The organism is Virgibacillus sp. LDC1, from assembly GCF_025792345.1.
GTDB classification, from domain to species: Bacteria; Bacillota; Bacilli; order Paenibacillales; family Paenibacillaceae; genus Paenibacillus_AQ; species Paenibacillus_AQ lautus.
Window position 1 is genome coordinate 2854884 of the sequence record NZ_JAOXLZ010000001.1, and the last position, 16882, is coordinate 2871765.

The window sequence follows — 16882 nt, forward strand, 5'->3', positions numbered from 1 at the left end:
AGAAGCAGACCTTTATCGGCCTGCTTCTTTTGGTTGTTCATTTATTTCTTCATAATTTCCTTGATGTCGTCCTTAATGGATTCAGCCTGCGGTCCGAATACGACCTGAACCGCGCCTTGACCCAGACGCATGACACCGGATGCGCCTAATTTCTTTAACTCCGAATCCTTAACAGCCTTCTCGTCCTTAACCACGAGGCGCAGGCGTGTGATACAAGCATCGATGCTGGTAATATTATCCGCACCGCCGATGTTTTGCAGAACCTTGGCCGCCTTGGACTCATTGGATACTGCGCCAGATGGGGACGGCGCTGCTGTATCAGCATCGTCAGAAACCGGATCCAAGTCGTCGTCATCCTCGCGTCCAGGCGTTTTCAAGTTCAGCTTGACGATCAGGATTCTGAACAGCAGATAGTAAACGACACCGAAAGCCAAGCCTACCGGCAAGAGCAGCCAAGCATTGGTAGACAGCTTCAGATTCACCAGGTAGTCGATCAGGCCTGCCGAGAACGAGAAGCCCAAATGCACATCAAGGACATACATGATCAATCCGGAAAGGCCTGTCAAAATCGCATGCACCACATACAATACCGGAGCAATGAACATGAACGCGAATTCAAGTGGTTCCGTGATCCCCGTCAGGAACGATGCCACTGCCGAACCGATAAAGATGGAGCCGACAAGCTTGCGTTTGGACGGCTTGGCGGTATGCATAAACGCTAGCGCCGCAGCCGGCATCGCAAACATCATGATCGGGAAGAAACCGGACATGAACATACCAGCCGTCGGGTCTCCCGCAAAGAAACGCCACAGGTCGCCGTGAACGACTTCGCCCGCGGCATTCGTGTAATCGCCGATCTGGAACCATGCGATGGAGTTTAATACGTGATGCAGACCCAGAGGGATCAGCAAGCGGTTGGCCGTACCGAAAATGAACGATCCGATGCCTCCAAGGCCGACAACCCAGTTGCCGAAGGCGGAAATGCCATCCTGGACTGGGCTCCAAATCATGCCGATCAGCACCGCGAGCACCATCGTGGAGGCTGCCGTGATAATTGGAACAAAGCGTTTACCCGCGAAGAAGCCCAACCAATCCGGCATTTTAATGTTGTGGAATTTGTTATACAGGTAGGCGGACCACAGACCGACAAAGAACCCGCCAAGAACGCCCATATTCAGCTTCACATCATCCGGTATAAACGGCATTTGCAGCGGCACTTGCTCCAGAACTCTTGTAAGCACCATGTACCCAATAAGGGCGGATAGACCCGCAACGGCGTCCCCGGCGAATCCGATCGCGACGCCGATCGCAAAGATAATCGGCAAATTATCCAGAATGGCAAGGGCGCCGGAAGTCATGAACGGAGTTACATATTGATTCAGAAAAGCTCCGAGAGCTCCCAAAGGTATATCCTTTTGATAGTCGATCAATCCAAGCCCCTGCAAGATTCCCGCCGCAGGCAAGGTGGCCACCGGCAGCATAAGGGACTTACCCAGCTTTTGCAATTTAGCCAGCATGTCAATCATCCTTTCAACTTCAATAATTTAGCTTTTACTGAAACCGTTTACATAATGCGTCGAATGAATAACCATTTATTCCCTTCCATCAAGGAACAAAAAGACTCAGAAAATCCTCCTCCTTGGTAGTACATGTATTCACCATTTTAAGGCGGCATGGATGCCATGAATGATTCTATACCAACAAAAAAAGCCAAGAAGCACGGTGACTATAAAAGTTATAGTCCGTTTCTTCTTGGCTCATGCCCATGTTTATGGTAACACGCCTTAAAACGTATTCTTTTGATGTTGTTATCTTAATTCACGTCTTCCTGTTTTGTCAATAACCAATATTTCAATCAATCGCCTATGGAATTGAACTACTTCAATTCAATGGTCATGACAGGATCCTGGCCGGACACGACACTGCCGGTCTGACCGTCAACCTTGGAAGCCACCTCATCCGCATTGGTCACAATAATCGGGGTAATCGTCGGGTAACCTGCGGCTTGGATTGCAGCCATGTCGAATTCGATGAGCGTCTGACCCGACTTCACCTGATCGCCTGCTTGAACATGGCTTGTGAAACCTTCACCTTTCAAACCGACTGTATTAATCCCGATGTGGAATAAATACTGCAAACCGGTCGCCGGATCCTCCAGCATCACGGCATGCTTGGATTTGATGACATGCGCAACCGTCCCGTCAAAAGGCGCAATTAATTTGCCCTCGGAAGGCTCGATGGCAATGCCTTGGCCCATATGACCAGCAGCAAAAGCCTCATCGGGCACTTGTGATAAAGGCACCGCTTTACCCGACAATGGTGCGATAAGTTGAATGGCAGTAGCTGTTTTTTTCTTTTTCCAACGATCAAACATATTAAGATTCCTCCCTGGGTTGATTCTTTTGCTGTAGCCGGCCTGTGAAGAGCCGATATAGATGCATCGCTAGAAAGCAAACCTCCGCTTCAGGTACTTTCTTGCCGAGTTCTTTCTCCATCATGCCTGCGAGGCGTGTAGCCAGACCATACTCATTTGTGAACTTGGAGCGGATCTGGTCCGCGAACGGATTATCCACATGGATTTCTTGATTCAACATACGGTCTACCGAGAACCTCAAATGCATCAGAAGACGGACATAATCCATGCTTCCCCGGTCAAAAGCAACCTGCCGTTCCTCTTCAATATACCTTACCAGGCTTCCCACCACATTCGATGCCTTCACCAGATGGCCTACGGGCACATGGCTGACAGCAGAATACACATGATAGGTCAAAAAGCCGATCTCATCCTCCGGAACTTCGATATCGAAGGTCTGGCCGATCAATTCCGCTGCCTTGGCTGCGATATCATATTCTTTTGGGAAGCTGATCCGGGTTTCTTCAAGGAAAGGATTAATAATATCCATGCCTTTACGGATTCTGTATATCGTAAACTGGATATGGCTTGGAAGTGCCAGGTACACCTTGTCATTTAATGTGCCCGGAAATTCCTGTCCAATGATATTGAGTATCTGATCCGTGATCTCCATCACCTGTGGATCAAATTCTTCCAGCAGATGGTGAGCTTGACTCCACTGCTCCCGATCCTCCAGCCTGAAGAGCTTCTCAATCCGCTTATCATCCGAAGCGATCGTTCCGCCTGCTTTGGCGCCGAAGCCAATGCCTTTGCCTAAGATGACGTATTCCGATTCTTTCTTACCGCCGGTGACCATCACGACATTGTTACCAATAACACGTACGACTGTAAACAACTCGATCCCGCTCATAAACTTCCCCCTTTCCTTTAAGTTTAATCAGTGAAACGGCGAAGGATTCATGTCCAAAGAAATGCTGCTATACTTATTCCCCAAAACATTAAAAAAACCAAGAAAAGACCCCATGTGAAAGCTGTCTCTTCTTGGCTCATGCCCTGTTAAGGTAACACGCCGCTTTATGTTGCTGCTATGAATCCATCATAAAACAATTGTCTTGCATTCGTCAACATACGACATCACGACATCATCTTAAGCTACGCCACAGGAATAATATTCGGTCGATTTCCTTAAATCCCGATCCATTGTTGAAGCGTATGGATCACTTCTTGGATATGAATGGGTTTGTGAAGATATCCATTCGCGCCGTCTGCAAGAAACTGATCCGTATCCCTCATCGTGTTGGAGCTCATCACGATAATGGGAAGTTCCGCCCATTCCGGGTTCTCGCGAATCCGCTTCATCGTTTCGACTCCGTCCATTTCCGGCATGACCATATCCAGCAGCACCGCATCAATGGTTTGATGTTTGTATAACATCTCCAAGCATTCGAACCCGTTCTGGGCAGTATGCACGGTCATCTGGAGTTTCTCCAGCACATTGGTCAAACCGTACACGTTCCGAATATCATCATCAACAATCAATACGGTTTTGTACTCCAGACGGCTAGGTACTTCCATGTCGAACGCCTCCATTCGGAGATCACTCCAACTGGCACTGCTCGAAGTGGCAGCTACTTCAGGCAGCAAAAACAGACTTTCGCTGGTGCCATTTTCCGTAATGAGCGGTAAATATAAAACAAAGGTACTCCCGATTCCTTCCTCGCTCTCCACGGTAATATACCCGCCCAGCAGCTTCGCTAAATGCAGCGATATGGATAAGCCGAGGCCCGTTCCCCCGAATCTTCTGGCCGTGGTCTCTTCGCCTTGCTGGAACGCTTCGAAGATCGGTTGAAGATGTTCTGCGGCAATCCCGATGCCGGTATCCTCAACGGAAAAAGCAATAACGTCGCCACTGATCGCAAAATCCGAGGTTACAATCGAATTCATCTTCTTCACCCGTAATTTAACGCTGCCGCTCTCCGTGAACTTAATCGCATTCGAGAGCAAATTACGCAGAATTTGATGAAGCCGCATCCCGTCGCTGTACATCATGTCAGGTAAATCGTCGGCCATCTCAATTTCAAATTCCAGATTTTTGGATTCCGCGCTTTTGGAGAAGTATCCTTCCATCAGTTCTGGGAGCTCCGTCAAATTCACCAAGTCCATTTCGATCTGCATCTTTCCGGCCTCGACCTTGGACAGATCCAGAATATCATTGATTAAATTCAGCAATTCACTGCCTGAATTATGAATGACGGAAGCGTAATGCTGCTCTTCCTCTGTCAGGTTCCCCTGCTTGTTCTCAGCTAAAATCTGGGAAAGAATTAACATGCTGTTCAGCGGTGTCCGCAGTTCATGGGACATATTGGCCAGAAATTGAGACTTATATTTCGAACTCTTCTCCAGCTCTTTCGCATATTTTTCCAATTCGCCGGCTGCAATTAATGCGGCCTCCTTCTGGGCCCCTAATCGTTCGTTCAGCATATGCATTTCTGCGGAATGGGTTTGCAGCTCCTCGGTCTGTGCCTGCAGTTCTTCGGTCTGACTCTGAAGCTCCTCATTCAGCGTTTGGGATTCATGATACAATTGCTGGATTTCCATTTTGCTTTGAATCGAGTTCAAGGTTACCCCAAGCTGGAAATTCAGTTGTTCGATCAGCTGAATTTCCAGTTCATCGAAGGGCTTGAACTTGGCTAATTCAATCACACCAAGCACTTGTCCTTCAAACATAACGGGCGCCAGCAGCAGCGTGGTAGGCTCAGCATCACCCAGCCCTGATTCAATCCGCACATAGTTAGGTGGGATATCGTCCAGAATAATTATCCGCTGTTCCAGCATGCACTGTCCCACCAAACCTTCACCAGGCAAAAAGCGATCTCTGACCTTGTTCCAAGGCTCGCCATCCGGATCGGCAAAAGCAGCTGCCTTTACCAGTTCCGATCCCCCCCGGTTAATAAAAACAGCACCGTACGGCAGCTTCATGATCAATGCCAGCTTATGAATGAAAAACTGTACGGCTGTCTCCACGCGATCAGACGATTGAAGGAGCGTTGACATAACCGAAATATGATCCTTAGCCCAGTTCTGTCTGCCGACTTGTTCAAGAAGCTCGTTGGTTGTGTCCGCCAACTGGCGGACCTCATCATTGGATCGCACATGAATCCGTTGGGAGAGGTTACCGCCTTTGACAATATCGGAGATGATATGAGTTACCTGAGTGATCGGCCTTACGATGCTCTTCGATATCACCAAAGCCCCACATATGGTAATCAGCGCTGCTCCAGCCCACAGGAGATACATCGTATACAATAAATGGGTATTGCTATCCTTCATCTCTTCGATCCTGCTGGTTGTCAGTTCACGTTCCTTGCTTCTAAACGAAAGGAACAGCTCATGAATGGAGTTCATGGCTTGCTGGCCGGGATCGTTAATAAAGAAATGAAGAGCCTCCTCATCCTGTCCGAGCTGCTTCAATTGGACCGCAGGCTGACCGGCGTTGGTGATCCACTCCTTGATATTCTCCTTGATATTTTCCAGATGATTGGCTTGCTCCGAATTATCGCTAACAAGCTTGTACAGCTTGTTATAGTTAATCTGCCAAGACGACAGCGCTTGGTTGAACGGCTCCAGATAGGTATCATCCCCCGTAATGACATAACCCCTTTGGCCAGTTTCCATTTCAAGTAAATTCTTCTCGATTTCGTGCGTAAGATTATGTACTTCGATATCATGCTTCTCTATAAAATCCGCCTCTTGCTGCAGTGAAGAGATGCGGTCTGATACAATCCAGAGAAAAGCTCCAAGACATAATAATATCATTAAATATCCGACTACAATCTTGCTGCGGATGTTGAATTTCAGGTTGTTAGACAAATGGCTAACCTCCCTTGTCATCTATCAGTCTAAGTCTGCTCCTATCCTCATAGTAATTGTTATGAAAATGGTTTACAAGCAAAACCAGTTTGGATGACATCAATGATTCTTTAGTCGTAGGCAGTCAGATTTATACACGTTTGGGCATATATTATAGAGGATCAAGCTTGGACAACATTATAGATCTCATTCTTAAAAAAGGAGGAGTCACTCATATGATGACCTTTAAAGCGCTTGCGGAGATACTGCATTGACGAGGCATGTTTATCATCCCAGGAAACAGGCTGAGCGTATAGCGGGCCTCGGAGTTGCGAATGTGTCGTCACTGGAGCTGCCCCTTCTTCAAGGCATGATGATGTCAGAAATTCACCTTGAACGCGGCAAGGGCCTCTCTCCCCATAGCCACCCGGACACGGACGAATTGTGTTATGTCATTCACGGAGAAATCAGCTATTTCCTGGTTGATCCGCATACTCATCAGAATCTCGTGTATCAGTTAGTACCCGGTCAGGTGATACACGCCCCGATCGATTGGTGTCACTGGATAACAGCGTTAACCCCTGGAACGATCTTACTATTGATCTATAACACCGAGCGTCCACACCAAATGGACATTGCCCCGGTCTGGGCTTATACCCTCACGGGTCCAGAAGCGCTGCAATGTAATAGCACGATCGCGAAACCTCATTCGAAGGCGCTTATCGCACCTGTCCCGCTACACAAAAAGATGGAGAGTGACGCTTCGGACGAGCCTATGCCGGCGCCACCCTTACTCATGACCGGGCACCCAAACAACAAAACCACACGCAGCCGGTGATCGGCCATGTGTGGTTATTGTTATAGGGACGCTTCTTATGTAATGATTTCGCTCGCAACGTATAACATCAATCAATATAAAATCTTTGTTCAGGACGGATCTGCTTCTTAAGCAAACGCAAGTCAGCTTCCAGCTTCGCCACCGTCTCTTCAATCTCTTCCGGATTCAGTGCCGGGCGTTCTGCTTCCGGCTTAACGCCAGCTCTAAGATCGCGAATCGTGATTTGCTGCTCCTGCCATTTATCCATAAGATCGGAGATGGTGGCATAAAACCGCTCATAATCCTGAATCACTTCATCCAGAAAGGAATCCACTTCCTCCTGATCGTAACCCCGCAGTTTATTCGAAAAATTCTTTTCATGGATAGACAAAGCGTCCAGTTGAATGCCTAGTTGCCGAAATAGCTTTTTCTGTTTATCCAATCGGCGTTTCATGTGTTCATCCATAATGATTTACCTCCAAATATTGGTGCAGCCCTACTTTTTTAGCCTTCTCTCTCTATCTTTGTTTATATCATATTAAGCACCGGGATTAAAACACTCCGGGGCTTTTTTGGAGAATGTTCCAAAAACGATAGGCTGCCGTTCCCATGATTCATGTGATTGTTACCAATCGATTTCGGGTATTGATTTTACATAAGAAGCTTTATTTTGTACTTAGCGAAAGAGAGGAGCGACTTTTATATGACGACGATGACGAAACAACAATACAGTGAACTTAAACGACGGTTGCTCAGTGATAAAGAACGATTGGAAGAACAATTGAAGTCCCGCGAAGAAACCAACAGGGACCATTCCCTTCGGGACTCCACGGGAGAACTAAGCGCAGCAGATAACCATCCCGCAGACGTAGGGACCGAGGTTTTCGAACGCGGACGGGACCTGGCCATTCAGGAAACGCTTGATCATGAATTGGAGCAGATCGTGTCTGCCTTGCAGCGAATGGACCAGGGCGAATACGGAACCTGTGCCGAGTGCGGCCTAGAAATTCCGTACGAGCGGCTGGAAGCTTTGCCTTATACGGCCTATTGTCTCGATCATACGCCTCGGAAAGATATCAACGACAACCGGCCGGTTGAAGAGGATGTCATGACCCCGCCCCCTTCTGGAGCTGGCGTCAACCGCCAGGCGGCCGACGGTAAATTTGATGACGCTGGCGCGTGGGACGCCGTTGAGGATTACGGTACGTCGACTTCGCCCGGCATGTCCATTAAACCCGGACAAGACGATTATAAGAAGAATGTATGAATTGATTTTGCAAAATAGACGGGAAAGCTGGTACCTGACCTTGAGGTACCAGCTTTCTTTGCGTGATCAAGATTCTCTATGAGTCCGAACATTGGAAGCAAAAAACTCATATTCATCGTAACCTTCCCCGCGTTTCTTTTTATAAGGGGTCAGCATTTTATCCAGCTCAACAAAAAACTCACGCGCTTCATCTTCGCTCATATACAAGGTGGTATTGGTTAACATGGACGTTGTTTCGCCATCTTGACTCATATTTTTGAAGAAACGGTCTCTATTCTGGTCAAACAGCTCGGATAATAATTTGTTCGTTTCAGATCGAATTAATTCCTTGATGACCGGCTCGTCGGAATCTGCCCCGCGTTTGATCTTTACCGTCCCGACAAAAGGCTCATAATATTTAGCAATGATACCGTTGATCTCCTTCGTGGATACGATCTTGACCAGTCCGATTCGCTCCAGCTTTTTCATATGATAATGAACTTTAGCAGGCACATCCCCGATCTTGTCCGCGACTTCCTTTACCGTTGCCGGACGGTCCATCTTATTCAATACATTCAAAATCTGGAGCCGATATGGATCTGAATATATTTTGATCTCTTCCAGTGTAGTCAGTTCCTTCGTTTCCACACCGTACACCTCAGCTTCATGTTATTTTTCGCTTCTTTCCATTATAGGCCGACAATGCCGAAATTACAAAACGCGAAGGATTTAAATGGCACGGAAACTCTTCTTCCGAATGAGGAATATCACGGGTAACATCATGATAATTCCCATGATCGAGAAGAGCAAAGGAGGGGATTGATGCTCCGCCACAAGTCCCGTTATCAAGCTCCCGACAGGAATGGCAGCCGTGCATACTACCGACATAAGGGCGCCAATTCTGCCCAGCATGTGCCTCGGCGTTACCTCCATCAGATACGTCGAGATAGGGGCACTAAGCAAAGAGACGGCAAATCCGGCAACAAACATGCAGACCGCTGCAGACTCCACGCGCCATGCCGGCAGATGCCCCGGAATCCCTAATGCAAAATATCCGATCCCGAGCATGATCGAGCCTGACATGATCAAGGTGCTTTTTTTGAAGCTCTTGCCGTAACGTCCAATCCATAGCCCGCTGCAAATCATGCCGATCAGGAGGGCCGTTCCTAATACGCTCAAACCTCCGGCTCCGGCACCCAAGGTCTCCTTGACATAGACCGGCTGCAGTACATTCAGGGGAGCCAAACAGAAATTATTGATCATGGCGAGCATCGTTGTTATGAGGAGCAGCGTATGCTGCTTCACAAATAGCAGAGCCTCTTTAATGTCGCCCAGCACCGTTTTAGTCATCTCTGTCTGTGTGGAGGCATCCTTGGCCTCAGCCTGTTCGGCTGCCTCTGGATTCGGCATAAAAGCGATAATCGTGGCGGCAATGAGAAACGTTACGGCATCCATCAGGATCGTTCCCGAAATTCCGATCAGAGCGATAAGGGCCCCGGCGATGGATAAACCGATTAATTCTGCGCTCCGACTTACGGAAGTTGAGAAAGAATTGCCTGCAAGCAGTTTGTCCTTGGGCAGCAACCGGGGGACGATGGAGGTCTCGGCGGGTCTGGAGAAGCATTCCAGGGTTGAATTTAGAAACGTGAACAGGAACAAATGCCAGACTTCAAGGGAACCCACAGCGTACAGAAAAGCTGTTATCGAAACCACAATACCGCGGCTAAGATAGGTTAAGGCAAGCACTAGTTTCTTCGGCCAGCGGTCTACATAGGCCCCGGTAAACAAACTAAAAAGTAACCCAGGCAAAAAATTAAAGGCGAACAATGTACCCATTAATAGTTCTGAACCTGTGAGCATATAGACCATCCAGCTGTAAGCGATGGAATCCAGGGAATCCCCGAATCGGGTAATGGCCTGGGCAGATAAATAAATCAGGTAGGGGCGGATTTTCAAGAGCTGACCAAATCCTTGCTTTTCTAAAACAGCGGCATTTTGCATGGTTTCCTACTCCTCTTCGTTAAATGGATAACAACATTAAACTTTTTCAACTCATTAAAATAATATTTACGTTAAAATTATTTTATCGTTAAGTTTATTTTAATGATTTCGAAGAAGAATGCAATAGGTAAAAAAAAATAAACCGCCATGTTGGCGATTTATTGGGTCTAACGGATATTTTGACCGTATTGCTTCTTTATTTAATGACCACTCGCGATGAGGATCTGGCTGCTTGAAGGCACGCTTCAATGGCTCTGACATTGCTGATGGCATCTTCCGGACCATATGGCAGCGGCGTGCCGTCCATCACGGCTGCTGCCATAGCATCCGCTTGCAGTGCAAAGTGGTTGTATATCCCTACCTTCTCCTCACGGGATCCCTTAGCCGTATGAACGCAGATCTGGGCCATGTCCTCCATCCTCTCCCATCCAAAGGCTGAAGGTAGCTCAATCCTGCCATCGGTTCCCGCAATCTCTAAAGAGCATCGGGAATATGTCCACATCCCGCACTCAAAGGTAAGCCCCAGTCCATCTTCAAATTCCACCATTCCGTGGACCATCATGTCCACTCCGTCATGCTCCTCAGAAAAAAAAGCATGGGCCGTTACAGCCTTGGGCTCCTGCCCATAAATCATTCGCGCCGCCGAGATGGGATAGCATCCCACGTCATAGATTGAGCCTCCGCCCATATCCTTGCTGTAACGAACATTGCTTTTATCCTCCGCATTGTTGAAGGTGAACGATCCGTGAATTCCGCGAAGCTGACCGATTTCGCCGCTTTCGATGATTTCGCGTACACGTGCGTGTTTCGGATGATATCGGTACATAAAGGCTTCGGCAAACAGCACGTTGTGTGCTTTAGCAGCCTCAGCCATTTCACGGACATCCGCTTCGGTCAGGGCTGCCGGTTTTTCGCATAGGATATGCTTGCCGGCCTGTGCCGCTTTGATGGTCCAAGGCTTATGCAGGTGATTCGGCAATGGAATATATACCGCATCGATGTCGGGGTCCTCCAGAAGCTCGTCATAGGATCCATAGTATTTCCCGATATGATATCGCTCGGCAAGCTCACTAGCTTTTTCTGCATTGCGGCTAGCGACCGCCCCGACTTCACAGCGTTCCGATTTCAATATGCCTGGTATCATTGAATTTCTTGCAATCCGAGCAGTACTCATAATTCCAAAGCGCAGTTTCTTGCTCACGAGGTCATTCCTCCTTTGGCTGCATTCCATTCCGATGGTTTTTTAAAAATTATCGTTTACCGCTTTATGAAGGATCCCCAAACATCGATCCAAATCTGTTTTGACCTGTTTTTTGTAGAGTTTAGCTTTCTCGGCACCGTCATCGGTAAAATGATAAAGAACGATTTCTTGAAAATCGACCCGCGGATCATTCCCTTTCAGCTGCTTGGTACGGTATAGTACACCCTCCTGCACCAATTCATGCAGCGCCCGGTAAATTTCGCTTTGCGGCGGTGAATACCCATGGCTCTTGAATTCTTGCCGCAGTTCTTCCAGCATCTGATATCCATATCCGCGCTGCTGCTCCACCATGGTAATGAGATATACTTTGATAAAAGCACGCTGGGCGATCATAAATGCCATCTGGACGCCTCCTCCTTCACGAGCTACTTGTCCCATAATATACCTAATTATAACCCACAGTTTCCCAGTTTGCACAATAGGAAGCATCCCCCTCTTTTTAAACCAAGAAGGCGTAGCTTGAAACGTTGTCGGGTGTTGGGTGAATAAAAGTGATGCGATGGCGTCTATGTTTTTGTTGTTGTGAATTTTTCATATGTTGAATTTATATAGTATATGATTTTTCATCTGTTGCTTTTTGGGTTGTTGGCGTGGATCGAAGGGTTGGTATCACAAAAAACCCACCCTCAAGGGTGGGTTTAATTCACATCCCAGAGGATGTACCGGTTGTGGGGTGTGATTTGCCGTATGGGCGAAGACCGCCATTTTTTCTTGTTCCAGCGATTCCGATAAGCCACTTCCCGAACGGCAGCTTGGCGAGCAAGCGTGTGGCACCGTAAGCCAAGCCCACGCTGATGATCCATGAAGAGAGTATCCGAACCAGAGGGTGCATGCTGATCAGCAAAGATTCATCGATTGCATAGCTTATACGCAGTGTCAAAAGATGCATCAGGTAGGCACCATACGAATAGAGCCCAATGGAGGCAAGAAGCGCATTCGCTCCCGCCCCGGCATGACGGCATATCCAGCCGGCCACATCGTACATGACCAATATAGAGCTAATCAGGAAAAGTGCCATCATCGGGCGAAGCAGTGATAAGGAATAGAACGTGATTGTGCCATTCGCAGTGGAACGAAGTTCATTAACGGCCTGCATGAGCATCCATCCGAACAAAAATGCGAAGATGAGCCATATAGCCGGCCGTGCCTTTTGAATCCATTTTTTCCAAGAATCATGGTATAAACCGGCTGCCGCCCCCAGTGCAAAATAGAAGAAATAATAAAGTGCGTTCCGATCTGCGTAGGTTGTGAACAGCTCACTCCATACCGGGATATTCAAGCTCCCCATCCATTGGCCAATATCGCTAATCATTCCTGTCAAACCCACGTACAATAGTCCGGATAAGACCAATATCTTAAGCTGCGTCTTCCAGCCCCATCTTTCTTTGATTCCTAGTATAGCAGAGCGGAACAGCGGGTACAGCAGATAGAATTGAAACAGCATAATGATGTACCAAAAATGCGAGCTCGATTTCCCGGTTAGCCATACTTCTCCAAGATACTTCCAGTCCTCAATGACAGCAGGATTGAACCTATGATTGATCAATAAAGTAATCAAGGTCCAAACCGCAAACGGAACGTAGATGTCACCAAAACGCCTCTTGATGAACCTTCCGTAATGCAGCTGACCTTTATCGTTATAGAACAGCACCATGCCGGTAATAAAAATAAAGACGGGCACAGCAAATTTCGTCGCCATCAGAAGAACTGCCATCATCAAACCATCACCTGTCGTCATTCCCGGCGCGACAGAATAATGCGCAATGGAGTGCTGTAAGACCACGGCTAGAAAAGCAATTCCCCGCAGGCGCTCGATTTCCGGTATTCTTTCTTTGGGCATACTGCTCCCCCTTCGTCTGACTTCGTGTGAACACCCCTCATTGTAAGGGAGACTGCCCTTGATCGGGTAATCCAATTATTTACTGATCCTAATGTTATAAGCAAAACGAAGGTTGATCTATATGGTTATGTATCTTAAGAAACACATCGATCAAAGTACCTTAACAGAAGACAGAACGTTGTTGATAACTATATAAAAACCGGCTCCATTCGGAACCGGTTAATGTTTCCTTACAGCAGCGTTGTCCCTCGCGGCGGAAGCGTGTCGTCCCGATCCAGATCTACCGCTCCGGCACGGCCCTCGTTTCTGTAATCATAATCGCGGAATATATCGTAGATGCCTGTATTTTCTTGATCAGCATCAACCAATACCAGAATCCGTCCTTGCTCGATATGAGACTCGTACTCTTTCGCCTCGTCTTCCGGAATGCCAAGGCCGATAAAACCACCGACCAACCCGCCGGCTCCCGCACCGACTGCTGCGCCGGTAAGCGTCGCTGCTATAGGTCCTGCGGCAAGAATCGGGCCGATGCCGGGAATAGCCAGAGCCCCGAGTCCTGCCAGCAAACCTGCCGTACCTCCGAGTATGCCGCCTGTTGCTGCACCTGCAGCTACCCCTTCAGGTGCCATCGTCCCCGTCTGCTCGGCAATCATATCTGCTTCGCGTTGATCCTTCGCTATAATGGAAATGGCATCGTTCGGAATCCCATGCCGTTGAAGCTGCTCGATGGCTTGAGCCGCTTCCTGTTCCGAACGGAATACTCCAACAATTTTCTTCTCCATGATAAACCCTCCTTATCGGTGGTCGTTTATATTTAACATTACCCGACGGAGGGGGAAATTAAACGTGACACTGCTGTGTTAAGCCTTGGGCCGGGTCCGATGGGTTGCAGTCGCCTCCATGGGATCATCAGGCCAATAATGTTTAGGGTATCTCCCCTTTAAGTCTTTTTTCACCTCGAAATAGCCGCTGCGCCAGAAACTGGATAGATCCGAGGTCACCTGAACGGGCCTTTGGGCGGGTGACAATAAATGCAAGGTCAACGCAACCCGACCCTCCGCAATCCGCGGCGTATCCTGGAGTCCGAACATCTCCTGCAGGCGGACAGCCAGGAACGGTTGTTCAGGGTCACTGTAGTTAACTGGGATCAAGGACCCGCTCGGCACCCTGATATGAGTCGGCGCTTCCTTCTGAAGCTGCTGCTTTTGCTCCCAGCTAAGCATATGCTCCAAGAGCGTTCCCGGAGCAAGACGTCTTATATCATTTCGATTCCGCAGCCCTTCCAAATAAGGGAGCAGCCACTCCTCCGCTTGATTCAGCAGGCCCTCGTCCGAAACATCAGGCCAATTTCCCTCGGGATCATGCCGGAACATAAAGGCCAGCCGCTCTCTCAGCTGCAGTGCTGGCTTGCTCCACTGCAACAATCCAAGGCCCTCCTGCCTGATTCCTTGCAGCAGGGCTAGCGCTATTTCCTCCCCAGTTGGATTCGAATAGGCTTGTTCCTTGATAACGAGGGCTCCAAGCATCAGCTTCTGCCTCGCCCTGATGCTGCCGGAAGCAGAATCCCATACGACCTCTTTACGCTGTTCCATCTCGTCATAATAATACTTATCAAGCCATAATTCATCCATTTCAGATGCAAGCTGAATATTCCCGTCTGCGCCTTGATCATCAACGGCAGCGACCACAATATACTGGGCACGGCTCATAGGCTGAACCGACACCAATTTCACACCTCTGCCGCTGCGCATCAGAAACCCGCTTCCTCCCCTGTTCTTCGCAATCCGTTCCGGGTAGGCAAACGACAGTAATAGGCCGCAGAAATTCAGGTTCCCGCTTATCGTATATGCGACATTTAGCTGTGTATGCAGTTTCCTGATCTCTTGTTTCATCCGCTGGAGCACGGCTTCACTTGTCATGTCTTGCTCAGCCGATCGCTGACCTTGGCGCTCAAACAACAGTAGACGCTCCACACGCGATCGCAAATCCTGATCCCGTATGGCCTCACCTCTGCTCATGATATCACGCTCCTGAAGCAGTACAGCGATTCGGATGGCCAGTGACGCCTCACCTATTTCCTGTGCCCTTATCAGCATATGAGCCAGCCTCGGATGGAGCCCAAGCAGCGCCATCTCACGGCCATGCTGGGTGATACTTCCCGAATCATCCAGAGCCGACAGCTGCCTCAACAAAGCTTGTCCTTGCGTAAGAGCTGGTCGCGGCGGCGCATCCAGCCAGGCAAGCTGCTCCGGATCACGCGTCCCCCATACCGCCAATTCCAAGGCCAGCGGCGTCAGGTCGGATTCACGGATCGCCGGAATGGTGCTTTCCGGCAGATGGCGATGCTCTTCCTCACTCCATAAGCGATAACATACACCAGCCGATACGCGCCCGGCCCTTCCCCTTCTCTGATCCGCGGATGCCCGGGATAACCGTCTCGTAATCAATTGCGGCAGTCCCGTTCTCGGCGAGAACACCTCCGTGCGCATATAACCGCTGTCAACAACGGTCTTGATTCCCTCGATCGTAATACTGCTCTCGGAAATGCTAGTAGAGAGTACAATTTTACGCCTCCCGTTCGAATCGCGTCTGATTGCTTCATCCTGCTTCTCCGCTGGAAGCGCGCTGTATAACTCCCGAATGACGACATCTTGGCTTAAACCCGTTCTTACTAATTCGTTAGCGGTTTTCCTGATTTCACGGGCGCCCGGTAAAAATACAAGGATATCGCCTTGTTGTTCGGAGAGTGCCCGCAAGATGGCATTCGCTGCACCTTTATGCAACTCGTCGAGAGAGAATGAGCGTACATAGTGAGTAGATACTGGAAAAGCACGCCCTTCGCTAACGATGACCGGTGCATCGCCAAGAAGCCTCGCGACTGGCTCAGCCTCAAGGGTAGCGGACATGACGAGCAGCCTTAAGTCTTCCCGCAGCACCGACTGGGATTCCATCGCAAAAGCCAGGCCGGTATCGGCCTGTAAATTTCGTTCATGGAATTCGTCGAATATAATCATACCGATGCCGGTCAATTCCGGATCATCCTGCAGCATGCGCGTCAGGATCCCTTCCGTCACGACTTCGATCCGAGTGTTCTGACCGATCTTGCTGTCCATTCGGACGCGATAACCGATCGTCTCACCAACTGCCTCTCCCAAAGAGGATGCCATATAACTCGCGGCCGAGCGCGCTGCAATTCTTCTGGGCTCCAGCATGATGATCCGCTTGCCTTCCAGCCAGCTTTCATTCAAAAATGCTAAGGGCACCTGGGTCGTCTTCCCAGCACCCGGTTCAGCAATCAAAACCGCATGGGTTCCAGTAGATAAAGCCATTTTCAATTGTGGAAGTATGCGGTGAATCGGTAATTCAGTCATGGATACATCTCCGTTATCCTATCAAATATCAATATAATCCCTTAATTATATAAAACAACCGATGTACGTCAAGGGGAGCTGCTTGTGCCACGGCTGGAAAGTATCGATATAATTGCGATACAATATGAATATCATTCCCATGTA

At 48.7% G+C, this 16882-nt stretch carries 14 protein-coding genes; 2 read left to right on the forward strand and 12 right to left on the reverse strand.

Annotation, left to right across the window (positions count from 1 at the left end):
* Positions 1–41: 41 nt before the first annotated feature.
* The 4 genes from nagE to OHJ21_RS12635 form a co-directional block, all read right to left on the reverse strand.
* Positions 42–1517, reverse strand: a complete 1476-nt coding sequence (gene nagE / locus OHJ21_RS12620; RefSeq protein WP_326113054.1) for an N-acetylglucosamine-specific PTS transporter subunit IIBC — start codon at positions 1515–1517, stop codon at positions 42–44.
* 359 nt (positions 1518–1876) lie between these two features.
* The gene (locus OHJ21_RS12625; protein WP_486020198.1) at positions 1877–2374 is read right to left on the reverse strand and encodes a PTS sugar transporter subunit IIA; all 498 of its coding nucleotides are present in this window, start codon (positions 2372–2374) and stop codon (positions 1877–1879) included.
* Position 2375: 1 nt separating this feature from the next.
* The gene (locus tag OHJ21_RS12630) at positions 2376–3263 is read right to left on the reverse strand and encodes a BglG family transcription antiterminator (RefSeq protein ID WP_100537961.1); all 888 of its coding nucleotides are present in this window, start codon (positions 3261–3263) and stop codon (positions 2376–2378) included.
* Between the two features lie 275 nt (positions 3264–3538).
* Positions 3539–6223 carry a CHASE3 domain-containing protein gene (locus tag OHJ21_RS12635; RefSeq protein WP_100537962.1) on the reverse strand — a complete coding sequence of 895 codons (2685 nt, stop codon included), beginning with the start codon at positions 6221–6223 and terminating at the stop codon, positions 3539–3541.
* A 250-nt stretch (positions 6224–6473) separates the two neighbouring features.
* On the opposite strand from OHJ21_RS12635, the gene OHJ21_RS12640 reads away from it, so the two are divergent.
* Positions 6474–7040, forward strand: a complete 567-nt coding sequence (locus OHJ21_RS12640; RefSeq protein WP_486020199.1) for a cupin domain-containing protein — start codon at positions 6474–6476, stop codon at positions 7038–7040.
* A 67-nt stretch (positions 7041–7107) separates the two neighbouring features.
* On the opposite strand, the gene OHJ21_RS12645 is transcribed toward OHJ21_RS12640, so the two are convergent.
* Positions 7108–7485, reverse strand: coding sequence for a DivIVA domain-containing protein (locus tag OHJ21_RS12645; RefSeq protein WP_009590687.1), 378 nt, complete (start codon positions 7483–7485; stop codon positions 7108–7110).
* A gap of 237 nt (positions 7486–7722) precedes the next feature.
* On the opposite strand from OHJ21_RS12645, the gene OHJ21_RS12650 reads away from it, so the two are divergent.
* Positions 7723–8286: a TraR/DksA C4-type zinc finger protein gene (locus OHJ21_RS12650; RefSeq protein ID WP_486020200.1), complete on the forward strand. Its 564-nt coding sequence runs from the start codon at positions 7723–7725 to the stop codon at positions 8284–8286.
* 66 nt (positions 8287–8352) lie between these two features.
* Here the strand turns inward: OHJ21_RS12650 and OHJ21_RS12655 are convergent, their stop codons facing one another.
* From OHJ21_RS12655 to hrpB, 7 genes are all read right to left on the reverse strand, one after another.
* Positions 8353–8913: a winged helix-turn-helix domain-containing protein gene (locus OHJ21_RS12655; protein ID WP_100537964.1), complete on the reverse strand. Its 561-nt coding sequence runs from the start codon at positions 8911–8913 to the stop codon at positions 8353–8355.
* An 81-nt stretch (positions 8914–8994) separates the two neighbouring features.
* Positions 8995–10266, reverse strand: a complete 1272-nt coding sequence (locus OHJ21_RS12660) for an MFS transporter (protein WP_326113048.1) — start codon at positions 10264–10266, stop codon at positions 8995–8997.
* Positions 10267–10462: 196 nt separating this feature from the next.
* Positions 10463–11467, reverse strand: coding sequence for a Gfo/Idh/MocA family protein (locus OHJ21_RS12665; RefSeq protein ID WP_100537966.1), 1005 nt, complete (start codon positions 11465–11467; stop codon positions 10463–10465).
* A 42-nt stretch (positions 11468–11509) separates the two neighbouring features.
* On the reverse strand, positions 11510–11869 hold the full coding sequence (locus OHJ21_RS12670) for a replication termination protein (RefSeq protein ID WP_071220214.1): 360 nt from the start codon (positions 11867–11869) through the stop codon (positions 11510–11512).
* A gap of 301 nt (positions 11870–12170) precedes the next feature.
* Positions 12171–13367, reverse strand: a complete 1197-nt coding sequence (locus OHJ21_RS12675; protein ID WP_486020201.1) for an acyltransferase — start codon at positions 13365–13367, stop codon at positions 12171–12173.
* A gap of 230 nt (positions 13368–13597) precedes the next feature.
* Positions 13598–14149 carry a general stress protein gene (locus OHJ21_RS12680; RefSeq protein ID WP_486020202.1) on the reverse strand — a complete coding sequence of 184 codons (552 nt, stop codon included), beginning with the start codon at positions 14147–14149 and terminating at the stop codon, positions 13598–13600.
* Between the two features lie 78 nt (positions 14150–14227).
* Positions 14228–16738: an ATP-dependent helicase HrpB gene (gene hrpB, locus OHJ21_RS12685; protein ID WP_486020203.1), complete on the reverse strand. Its 2511-nt coding sequence runs from the start codon at positions 16736–16738 to the stop codon at positions 14228–14230.
* Between the last annotated feature and the right edge of the window lie 144 nt (positions 16739–16882).